9 protein-coding genes are annotated in these 10,924 nt (G+C 66.5%); 2 read left to right on the forward strand and 7 right to left on the reverse strand.

What is annotated here, in order from left to right:
* Positions 1-111: 111 nt before the first annotated feature.
* The 6 genes from ACQY7V_RS04820 to gatC all read right to left on the reverse strand — a co-directional run bounded on the left by ACQY7V_RS04820 (position 112) and on the right by gatC (position 8,317).
* On the reverse strand, positions 112-1,239 hold the full coding sequence (locus ACQY7V_RS04820; RefSeq protein WP_154476641.1) for a sugar-binding protein: 1,128 nt from the start codon (positions 1,237-1,239) through the stop codon (positions 112-114).
* A 193-nt stretch (positions 1,240-1,432) separates the two neighbouring features.
* A complete protein-coding gene (locus tag ACQY7V_RS04825; protein ID WP_277299533.1) occupies positions 1,433-2,689 on the reverse strand; it encodes an ABC transporter permease subunit in 1,257 nt (418 codons plus the stop codon).
* A 35-nt stretch (positions 2,690-2,724) separates the two neighbouring features.
* Positions 2,725-4,275, reverse strand: coding sequence for a sugar ABC transporter ATP-binding protein (locus ACQY7V_RS04830; protein WP_277299534.1), 1,551 nt, complete (start codon positions 4,273-4,275; stop codon positions 2,725-2,727).
* Positions 4,276-5,013: 738 nt separating this feature from the next.
* Positions 5,014-6,516 carry an Asp-tRNA(Asn)/Glu-tRNA(Gln) amidotransferase subunit GatB gene (gene gatB / locus ACQY7V_RS04835; RefSeq protein WP_154476635.1) on the reverse strand — a complete coding sequence of 501 codons (1,503 nt, stop codon included), beginning with the start codon at positions 6,514-6,516 and terminating at the stop codon, positions 5,014-5,016.
* Positions 6,516-8,021, reverse strand: a complete 1,506-nt coding sequence (gene gatA / locus ACQY7V_RS04840) for an Asp-tRNA(Asn)/Glu-tRNA(Gln) amidotransferase subunit GatA (RefSeq protein ID WP_277299535.1) — start codon at positions 8,019-8,021, stop codon at positions 6,516-6,518. The genes gatB and gatA overlap by 1 nt, the downstream gene beginning before the upstream one ends.
* A complete protein-coding gene (gene gatC / locus ACQY7V_RS04845; RefSeq protein ID WP_154476633.1) occupies positions 8,021-8,317 on the reverse strand; it encodes an Asp-tRNA(Asn)/Glu-tRNA(Gln) amidotransferase subunit GatC in 297 nt (98 codons plus the stop codon). Before gatC ends, gatA begins: the two co-directional genes overlap by 1 nt.
* An 85-nt stretch (positions 8,318-8,402) precedes the next feature.
* Here gatC and ACQY7V_RS04850 point away from each other — a divergent pair, with 85 nt between their 5' ends.
* The gene (locus ACQY7V_RS04850) at positions 8,403-9,668 is read left to right on the forward strand and encodes a phospholipase D-like domain-containing protein (RefSeq protein ID WP_154476631.1); all 1,266 of its coding nucleotides are present in this window, start codon (positions 8,403-8,405) and stop codon (positions 9,666-9,668) included.
* 124 nt (positions 9,669-9,792) lie between these two features.
* On the opposite strand, the gene ACQY7V_RS04855 is transcribed toward ACQY7V_RS04850, so the two are convergent.
* On the reverse strand, positions 9,793-10,128 hold the full coding sequence (locus ACQY7V_RS04855; protein WP_277299262.1) for a winged helix-turn-helix transcriptional regulator: 336 nt from the start codon (positions 10,126-10,128) through the stop codon (positions 9,793-9,795).
* Positions 10,129-10,254: 126 nt separating this feature from the next.
* Between ACQY7V_RS04855 and ACQY7V_RS04860 the strand changes: the two genes are divergently transcribed.
* Positions 10,255-10,881 carry an NAD(P)-dependent oxidoreductase gene (locus tag ACQY7V_RS04860; protein ID WP_277299261.1) on the forward strand — a complete coding sequence of 209 codons (627 nt, stop codon included), beginning with the start codon at positions 10,255-10,257 and terminating at the stop codon, positions 10,879-10,881.
* The last annotated feature ends 43 nt before the right edge of the window (positions 10,882-10,924 follow it).

The raw sequence follows: 10,924 nt of genomic DNA on the forward strand, positions 1-10,924 counted from the left end.
CTGTCCGCCTCTTCAGAGGCGGGGCACCGGCGTCGTCTTCGACGAAGGGCCTCAGTTCACCTCGACACGCCCATGGCGCCCCGAGGCGCGGTGAAGCCGGGAGTCAGTGCTTCACTTCGCGGCGTTGACGAGATCGAGGCGGTGCGCGTCGTCCTTGTAGACCTCGGCGGCGTTCTCAGAGGTCACGATCTGCGGGGTGAGCAGGAAGGACTTGACGGGGTTGCCCTCCATCGACTCGTACTGCTTGTCATCGAGGGTCGCGCCCTCGACCTTCGGGGCGGCCTCGCCCTTGGCGAGCTGGATCGAAAGGGCGACCGTTGCCTTCACGAGCGGACGGGTGTCCTTGAAGATCGTCGAGTACTGCTTGCCCTGCGTCACCCAGGTCACCGACTCGTCCTCGGAATCCTGACCGGTCACGACCGGGACCGGCTTGCCGGCCTGCTCGACGGCGGTGATGATCGCGCGACCGAGGGTGTCGTTCGGGGAGAGGACGCCGTCCGGCACCGCATCGCCCTGGTAGGTGGAGGTCAGCAGCGCGGCCATGCGGTCCTGAGCGTTCTTCGGGAGCCAGCCCTGCGTGGCGACCTGCGTGAATTCGGTCTGCCCGGACTTCACAACGAGGGTGCCGTCGTCGATCTTCGGCTGGAGGACGTCCATCGCGCCGCCGAAGAACTTGAGGGAGTTGGAGTCATCCGGGGAGCCTCCGAAGAGCTCGATGTCCCACGGGGACTCGCCGGCCTTGGCCGCCAGGCCCTCGAGGAGAGCGGTCCCCTGAAGCTGACCGACCCCGAAGTTGTCGTAGGCGATGTAGTAGTCGATGTCCTTCGTGTTCGTCAGCAGGCGGTCGTAGGCGACGATCGCGATGCCCGCGTCCTTCGCGGCCTTGAGCTGGGTGCCGAGCTGGGAGCCGTCGATCGCGCCGATGACGAGGACGTTCACACCGTTTTCGATCATCGCGGAGATCTGGTTCTGCTGCTCGGCGACGCCGCCGTTCGCGAACTGGATGGTGCAGGTGATGCCCTCCGCCTCGCAGTTCTGCTTGAACATGTCCTCGGCCTCGACCCAGTTCTGGGAGGTCTTCTGGGGCATCGCGATGCCGACCGAGATGCCGTCCGAAGCCGGAGCCGCGGACTGATCGCCGCTGGCGGCGGTGCCGGTATCCCGGGCGCCGCAGCCGGCCATCGTAAGGGCGAGCGCTGCAGCCGCGGAGCCTGCGGCGAGGGCCTTGAGAGTCTTCATTGTCTCTTCTCCACTGAGTTGTTGGTTGACCACTGAGTTGGTGTTCGATCGGGTCTCCACCGAATCCGATGGGCCCAGGATTTCCGGGATTGATCCTCCCGCTTGGGTTTGCGGGATTCTCCCGCTCGTTTCCGAGCGGGTCCCGGGGCGCCGGGCGGAGCGCTCCGCCCGGCATTCCGATCCGAGCCGGGGCTCAGGATTCGGCGGGCTTGGCTTCGGCCGCTTGGACGGCCTTCTGGTTGGCTCGGGCGTTCTGGAAGGTCCCGATGATGGAGCGCTTCCCCTGCCTCTTGGAGTAGACGTCGACCGCGACCGCTGCGAGGAGCACGAGGCCCTTGATGATCTGCGTCCAGTCGGATCCGACGCCCATGAGCTGCAGGCCGTTATTGAGGAAGGCCATGACGAGCGCACCGACCATGGTGCCCATGATGGTGCCGACGCCGCCGGAGACCGCAGCGCCGCCGATGAAGACGGCCGCGATCGCGTCGAGCTCCCACATGTTGCCGTCGGCCGGCCCCGACGCCGTCGAGCGCCCGATGAAGAGCATCCCGGCGAGGGCGGCGAGGAAGGCGGAGTTGCAGATGACGAAGAAGTTCGTCTTGACGACCTTCACGCCCGTGAGTTCGGCAGCCGCTTTGTTGCCGCCGATCGCGTACACGGATCGGCCCAGGACCGTGCGCTCGGCGAGGAAGGAGTATGCGAGCGCGAGGATGACGACGATGACGCCGGGGATCGGGAAGGACGTACCGGGACGGCCGGTCGCGAAGATCCAGGCGAAGATGAGGATCGCACCGCCGAGGACGAGGATGCGGACGACGGGCACCCAGATCGGGGTGGGGTCGGCCTCGAAGCCCTTCTTCGCGACGTAGGAGCGCCATTCCTTCCAGGCGAGGGCGAGCACCGCGATGAGCGCGAGGATCATCGTGGGCAGGTTGAAGGGGATCACCTCGGGGGCGATGTCGGGCAGGTATCCGGCGCCGAGGGTCTGGAAGAGTTCGGGAACCGGAACGGTGAGGGACTTGCCGATGAGCTGGTTGACGCCGCGGAAGAGGAGCATGCCTCCGAGGGTGACGATGAACGCCGGGATCCCCCACTTGGCGACCCAGAAGCCCTGCCAGGTGCCGATGAGGATGCCGACCGCGACGCCCAGGAGGATGGCGAGCCAGGGATTGAGGCTCCAGTCCCGCATGGCGACGGCGACGACGATGCCGACCGTCGCGGCGACGGATCCGACGGACAGGTCGATGTGCCCGGCGATGATGACGAGGACCATGCCGATCGCGAGGACGAGGACGTAGGTGTTGCCCATGACCAGGTTCATCAGGTTCTGCGCCTGGAAGACCTTGCCGTCGGTCTTGAACTGGAAGAACAGGGCGATGGCGGCGAGGGCGGCGACCATGCCGACCTGACGGAAGTCCCCGCCGAACAGTGATTTGAGATTCTTCTTCATGGAAGTGGACCTTCGAGCGTGTTGAGTGGGGTGGGTCAGTTCGAGGCGGTATGGCTTGTCATCAGGTGCATGAGGCTTTCCTGATCGGCATCGGCCGTGTCCATGCAGCCGGTGACCTCGCCCTCGAAGATGGTGTAGATGCGATCGGTGATGCCCAGGAGCTCGGGGAGCTCCGAGGAGATCACGATGACCGCCTTGCCCTGCTCAGCGAGGGCGTGGATGAAGGTGTAGATCTCGTACTTCGCGCCGACGTCGATGCCTCGGGTCGGCTCGTCGAGGATGAGGACCTCCGGGTCGGTGAACATCCACTTTGCGAGGACGACCTTCTGCTGGTTGCCGCCCGAGAGGGTGGAGACGCCGGTCATGACCGAGGGGGCCTTGATCCGCAGGTTCTCGCGGTACTCCTCGGCGTAGCGCTTGCCGAGTTCGATGTCGAGCGCCGCCCCCTTCTTGATCTTGGAGGGCTTCGCGGAGACGACGGATTCGTGGATGAGCTCGAGCAGGTTGAGGCCGAGCATCTTGCGGTCCTCGGAGAGGTAGGCGATGCCCGAATCGATCGCTTCGGGGACGCTGTTCGCCTTGATCTTGCGGCCGTCGATACGGACCTCGCCGCGTTCGTGGACTCCGTAGGAGTGGCCGAAGATCGATCGCGCCAGTTCGGTGCGGCCCGCGCCCATGAGTCCCGCGAGGCCGACGACTTCTCCGGCGCGCACATTGAGGGAGGAGCCCTTGCAGACGTAGCGGTCGGGATTGATCGGGTGGCGGACCCACCAGTCCTCGACCTCGAACTTGATCTCACCGGGATGAGGATCGCGCGCCGGGTACCGGTTGTCCAGGGAGCGGCCGACCATGAGGCGGATGATCTCCTCCTGGTCGATCGGGCCCTCGTCCGTGTCCATCCATCCGACGGTCTTCCCGTCCCGGATGATCGTCACCGCATCGGCGACGGCGGAGACCTCATCGAGCTTGTGCGAGATCATGATCATCGCGACGCCGCGTTCGCGCTCCTTGCGCATGAGGTCGAGGAGGTGGGCGGATTCCTCTTCGTTGAGCGCGGACGTGGGTTCGTCGAGGATGAGGAGCTTCACGTCCTTCGCGAGCGCCTTCGCGATCTCGACGAGCTGCTGCTTGCCGACTCCGATGTCCTTGATGAGTTCATCGGGGTTCTCATCGAGCCCGACTTCGGCCATGTACTTGAGGGCGCGCTCCCGGGTGGCGTGCCAGTCGATGACGCCGTGACGCTTGACCTCGTTGCCCATGAACATGTTCTCGGCGATGGAGAGCTGGGGGATGAGCGCGAGTTCCTGGTGGATGATGACGATGCCCGCCTTCTCGGAGTCGCGGATCGAGGAGAAGCTCACCTCCTCGCCCTCGAACTCGATGGCTCCCGAGTAGGTGCCGTGCGGGTGGACGCCGGAGAGGACCTTCATGAGGGTCGACTTCCCGGCCCCGTTCTCGCCGCAGATGGCGTGGATCTCGGCATTGCGCACGGCCAGGTTGACGTCGTCGAGGGCGACGACGCCTGGAAAGACCTTCGTGATGTGACGCATCTGAAGGACGACGCGTTCACGACATGAGTCAGTCATTGGTTCTCCGCTGAACTGTGGACCGTTGGGGGTGATGCCGTGTCGGCTTCGACATCGGCTCATGCCGTTCAGTGTGCACCGCCGCCGAGGGCGAAAAGCTCTGATTTCACGAACTGTAATCAAACCGTTATTTTGACTTCATCTCTTGAAGCCAATGTTTCAAGTCCATGAAACCGCTGGTCAAACAGCATGCACATAGGCGTTGAGGGCATTGAGGCCGCCTTCGAGATCCGTCGTCCCCCCCGTCGGCCCTCGCGCTGCGCACCGCCCCTTCCCCGGGCTCCCCGCTCGGGCCCGACTTCACGCGCCCATTGCCGGCAACAACTCGAACCCCACCCCCGCGCCCGCTGGCAACAACCCGAACCCCACCCCGATCCCCGCTGGCAACAACCCGGACGGAGGTGCATCAGGGGCCGAGTATTCGCACGGGTCAGCACGTGCAGTCGCACCCGTAGATCGCATCCTCATCCGACTTGTTGCCAGGCTCTACAGACACCCCGTCCGGCTTGTTGCCAGGCTCAGCAGACACCCTGTCCGGCTTGTTGCCAGGCTCAGCAGACACCCCGTCCGACCTGTTGCCAGGCGCAGCAGAGGTTTGTCCGACTTGTTGCCGGGCCTCCTCGCCCCTCGCCCCTGTCCCTGCCCATGCGCCGTTCCCGGCGCAGCGCCGCACGCGCGGAAACGGGTCGGCCGCTGGGGAGCCCCGGCGGCCGACCCTTGAAGAGCTCGGACGAGCCCTCAGCCTTCGACTCCGAGCTCGGCGAGGATGAGCTCCTTCACGCGAGCGGCATCGGCCTGCCCGCGCGTCGCCTTCATCACAGCACCGACCAGGGCCCCGACGGCCTGGAGCTTGCCGCCCCGGATCTTCGCGACGATTCCGGCATTGCCCTCGATGGCCTCCTTGACGGCGGCGGTCAGCGCACCGTCGTCGGACACGACTTCGAGACCTCGGGCCTCGACGACCTGAGTCGGCGAGCCCTCGCCCTCGAGAACCCCTTCGAGCGCCTGACGCGCGAGCTTGTCGTTGATCCGGCCCGAATCGATGAGCGACTGGAGTTCGGCGATCTGCGCGGGCGTCACGGGCATGTCCTCAAGGGACAGCTCGCGCTCCTTCGCCCGGCGCGACAGCTCGCCCATCCACCACTTGCGCGCCGAATTCGGATCGGCGCCGGCGGCGACGGTCGCCTCGATGATCTCGAGCGCCCCGGCGTTGATGACGTCGCGCATCTCCATGTCCGCGAAGCCCCACTCCTCGCGCAGACGGCGGCGCTTGGCCACCGGGAGCTCGGGCAGAGTCGCACGCAGCTCCTCGACCCATTCGCGAGCCGGTGCGACCGGGACGAGATCGGGCTCGGGGAAGTAGCGGTAGTCCTCGGCGTCGGACTTCTCGCGCCCCTGGGACGTGGAGCCGTCCTCCTCATGGAAGTGGCGGGTCTCCTGGACGACCTCGCCGCCCGAGGCCAGGATCGCACCCTGCCGCTGCATCTCGTAGCGCACGGCCGCCGCGATGCCGCGGAAGGAGTTGACGTTCTTCGTCTCCGTGCGCGTGCCGAGCGGCGCCTCGGGCGAGGGGCGCAGCGACACGTTGACGTCGGCGCGGACGTTGCCGCGCTCCATGCGGGCCTCGGAGACGCCGAGCGCCCGGAAGATGTCGCGCAGGGTCTGGACGTAGGCGGCGGCGACCTCCGGAGCGCGCTCCCCGGCGCCCGTGATGGGCCGGGTCACGATCTCGACGAGCGGCACGCCCGCGCGGTTGTAATCCACGAGGGAGTGATCCGCGCCGTGAATGCGGCCGTCGGCGCCGCCCACGTGCGTGTTCTTCCCGGCGTCCTCCTCCATGTGCGCGCGCTCGATCTCGACGCGGAACAGGGTCCCGTCCTCGAGCTCGACATCGACGTAGCCGTTCGCCGCGATCGGCTCATCGAACTGCGAGGTCTGGAAGGCCTTCGTCAGATCGGGGTAGAAGTAGTTCTTGCGCGCGAATCGGCAGTACTCGGCGATCTCGCAGTTGAGGGCGAGGCCGATCTTGATCGCGTATTCGACGGCCGTCCTGTTGACGACCGGGAGGCAGCCGGGCAGGCCGAGCGACACGGGCGTCACATAGGTGTTCGGATCGCCGCCGAAGGCGTTCGGCGCAGCGTCGAACATCTTCGTCTTCGTGCCGAGCTCGACGTGCACCTCGATACCCAGAACCGGGTCGAAAGCAGCGGCGACCTCGTCGTATGCCATGAGCTCGGTCATCAGTTCCCCTCCCAGCTTCCGGCCGGGCAGGAGGCCGCGACCTCGTCGCTCAAGGCTTCGACGAGCCCGGCGACCTCGTACATGATTTGATCGCCGCGCGCCGGCGCGATGATCTGGAATCCGATCGGCAGGCCCTCGGAGCTCACGGCGTTCGGAACGCTCATCGCCGGCACGCCCGCGAGATTCGCCGGGATCGTGGCGACGTCGTTGAGGTACATTGCCATCGGGTCGTCGATCTTATCGCCGAACTTGAAGGCGGTTGTCGGAGCCGTCGGCGAGACGAGGACGTCGACCTCGCCGAACACGCGATCGAAATCGCGCTGGATGAGGGTGCGGACCTTCTGGGCGCTGCCGTAATAGGCATCGTAATAACCGGCCGACAGGACGTGCGTGCCGAGGATGATGCGGCGCTTCACCTCATCGCCGAATCCGGCCTCGCGGGTGGCGGCCATGACGGAGGCCGCGGTCACCGGACCTTCACTCGGCTTGACGCGGATGCCGTAGCGCATGCCGTCGAAGCGCGCGAGATTCGAGGAGACCTCCGCCGGCATGATGAGGTAGTAGGCGGCGAGCGCGTAATCGAAGCTCGGGCAGGACACCTCAAGGACCTCGGCGCCCGACTCGCGCAGGGCTTCGACGGTCGCGTTGAAGGCGGAGAGGACCTCGTCCTGATAGCCCTCGCCCGACAGCTCCTTGACGACGCCGATCTTCAGCCCCTCGATGCGCTTGGCGCCGACGGCGGCCTCCACCGCGTGCCGGAGCTGCGGGACCGGCTCATCGAGCGAGGTCGAGTCGAGGGGATCGTGGCCGGCGATGAGCTCGGTGAGCGCGGCGGCGTCGGCGACTGTGCGCGTGACCGGGCCGATCTGGTCGAGGGAGGAGGCCATTGCGACGAGTCCGTAGCGCGACACCTGGCCGTATGTCGGCTTCGCGCCGACGGTGCCGGTGACCGAACCGGGCTGGCGGATCGAGCCGCCCGTGTCGGAGCCGAGGGCGAGCGGCACCATGTAGGCGGCGACCGCAGCCGCACTGCCTCCGCCGGAGCCGCCCGGGATCCTCGTCGTATCCCACGGGTTGAGGGTCGGGCCGTACGCGGAGTGCTCGGTCGAGGAGCCCATCGCGAACTCATCCATGTTGGTCTTGCCGACGATGGGAAGGCCCGCCTCCTGGATCTTCTTCACGACGGTCGCGTCGTAGGGCGGCAGCCAGCCCTCGAGGATCTTCGAGGCGCAGGTCGTCGGGATCCCGCGGGTCACCATGTTGTCCTTGAGGGCGATCGGGACGCCCGCGAGCGGATGGAGGTCCTCTCCCGCTGCGCGCTTGGCGTCGACCTCGGCCGCGGTGGCGAGCGCGCCCTCGCGATCGACGAACAGGAAGGCGTTGAGCTTCGGGTTCAGGGCCTCGATCCGGTCGAGGCAGGCGGTCGTGAGCTCGACCGAGGTGATCCGCCCGGCGGCGAGCAGCTCGGCGAGTTCGAGCGCCGATTTCTTCACGAGTGCGTTCATCATTCCTCCCCGAGGATCTGCGGAACGAGGAACATGCCGTCCTCGGAGGCGGGCGCCGCAGCGAGGACCTCGTCGCGGTCCAGGGTGTCCGCGATCTCGTCCTCGCGCCACACGTTCGTGAGCGGGATCGGGTGCGACGTCGCGGGAACGTCCGGCGTGGCGACTTCGGACACCTTGGCGACCGAGTCGGCGATGACGTCGAGTTCACCGGCGAAGCGCTCGATCTCCTCGGGAGTCAATGCGATATGGGCCAGGCCCGCAACGCGGGCGACCTCGTCAGTACTGATGCGTGACATGTTCGCCATCCTACTCATTGGCGGCCGTTGACTGATTCCCGTCGCTCGCCAAACGGGCCGGACGAGTCCCTTTATCCTTGAAGCCATGGATTGGAGCCGCAGACCCCGCCTCAGTGCCGACACCTTGAGCATCGTGAAGAAGGTCGGCCTGGGCATCATCGCGGCTCAGACGACCGCGCTCATCGCGGTCCACATGGTCGACCACATGCGCAAGCAGCGCGTTCCCGGTGGTCGGCACGGGTTCCCCGCCCTCGAGCCCGCCGACACGCGGGTCTCGCGCACGACCGTCAGGACCTACACCGAGGGGCATTCGCTGTACGCGGACATGCTGGACGCGATCGGCCGGGCGAAGCACCACATCTACTTCGAGACCTTCATCTGGCGTTCGGACGAGTGGGGTCAGCGCTTCAAGGACGCGATCATCTCGGCCGCGAAGCGCGGCGTGCGGGTGTACTGCGTGTACGACGGTTTCGGCGTGCTCAATCAGGATCCGCGCTTCTTCATGTTCCCGAAGCTCCCGAACCTGTGGGTGAGGAAGTTCCCGGCGATCCGCTCGGGCCTGCTCACCTTGAATCTTCGGAACACGGGGCAGGACCACCGCAAGATCCTCGTGGTCGATTCGGAGGTCGGATTCGTCGGCGGGTACAACATCGGCGACCCCTTCGCGAACGAATGGCGCGATACGCACGTCCGCGTGTCGGGCGCGGCGGTGTGGGAGCTGGAGAACGGCTTCGTCGACTTCTGGAATCACTTCAAGCCGAAGCGCGCGCCGAGGCTCCCCGACCAGGGGGCCCGCAGTTGGGAGGCGAAGACGACGGCCTCCTTCAACGCGCCGCACCGCTTCCTCTATCCGATCCGCGGGATGTACATCGATGCGATGGAGAGGGCGACCGAGTCGATCGCGATCACGACCGCCTATTTCATCCCCGACAAGGAGGTCCTTCAGGCGCTCATCGCCGCGGCCCGCCGGGGCGTGCGCGTGCGCGTCCTGATCCCCGAGTTCTCGAACCACATCCTCGCCGACTGGGTGGCCCGCCCCTACTACGGGCAGCTCCTGCGCGAGGGCATTGAGATCTGGCTGTACCAGCATGCGATGGTCCACTCGAAGACGATGACGGTCGATTCGAAGTGGTCGACGATCGGGACGGCGAACATCGACCGCCTGTCGATGCGCGGCAACCACGAGGTGAACATGCAGTTCTTCTCATCCGAGTTGGCCGGGCGGATGGAGGAGATCTTCGCGAACGACCTCACGACTTCGCGTCGGCTCACGATCGAGGAGTGGGAGGGGCGCACGGTGCTCACGAAGATCACCGAACGCCTCCTGCACCCCTTCGAGTTCGTCGTCTGAGCCCCTCCCCCGCGTCCTTCGGCGGGGGACGTGCGACGAGGGCGGCGCTCCTCGCATCCGCCCGTGAGCCGGTGAAGGCGCTCCCCCCTCGGACGGCGATGCGTGCGGCGAGCGCCGATCGGCTTCACTTCGAGGCCGCGAGGGAGCGTTTGTAGCGGCTTCCCCACTGGTCCATGGCGGCGAGGACGGGTTCGAGGGTGCGGCCGAGATCCGTGAGGGAGTACTCGACGCGGGGCGGGACCTCGGCGAAGACTTCCCGGCGGACGATGCCCGCCCCCTCCATCTCGCGCAGGTTCGCGGTGAGGACCTTCTGGGAGACGCCCGTGACGGAGCGCTTGAGTTCGCTGAAGCGCTTCGTCCCGGTGAGGAGGTCGCGGACGATGAGGGTGCGCCAACGGTTCGAGATGAGGAGGAGCGTCGTCTCGACCGGGCATGCCGGAAGCTTCTCAAGGATCATCATGAATGCCTTCTGATCTGTTTAGTTTCCAAATGGTGCCTACAGCACAATAAAGTGCCTACTTCCATTCCGATACTTGTAATCGTATCGTCATTCCATCAGCGAATGAACCCCTGAAGGAGAAGCACCATGAAGATCGCCGTCGTCGCGGCCAGCGGCAAGGCCGGCCGCCTCATCACCGACGAGCTCATCGCACGCGGACACGATGTCACCGCCGTCGTCCGAGGGGAGAACCGCTCGAACGCCCCGCACGCGATCCTCCGCGACATCCTCGACATCACCGCCGAGGACCTCGACGGCTTCGAAGCCGTCGTCGACGCCTTCGGCGCCTTCACCCCCGAGACCCTCCACCTCCACTCCGCATCGGCCTCGCATCTCGCCGACCTCGCCGCCACGACCGGAGCGCACCTCTACATCGTCGGAGGAGCGGGCTCCCTGCTCGTCGACGAGGACGGCACGCGCCTCCTCGACACCCCGGACTTCCCCGACGAGTTCCGCCCGCTCGCAACCGCGCAGGCGGAGGAGGCCGCCCTCCTCAAGACGCGTGAGGACGCCGCGTGGACCTTCGTCTCGCCCGCCGCCGTCTTCCTCGAAGAAGGCGAACGGCGCGGCTCCTACGTCCTGGGCGACAATCGCTTCACCGTCGGCGAGGACGGCACCTCCGCCCTCTCCTACGCCGACTACGCCATCGCGATCGCCGACCTCGTCGAGGACGGCGGACACGTCCGTGAGCACCTCTCGCTCCGCTGGGCCTGAACAGCCCTCCCGGGCGCGGCGGCGGGACGGGAGCCCCGCAGTT

This window comes from Schaalia sp. (assembly GCF_050312375.1).
GTDB lineage: Bacteria > Actinomycetota > Actinomycetes > Actinomycetales > Actinomycetaceae > Pauljensenia > Pauljensenia hyovaginalis.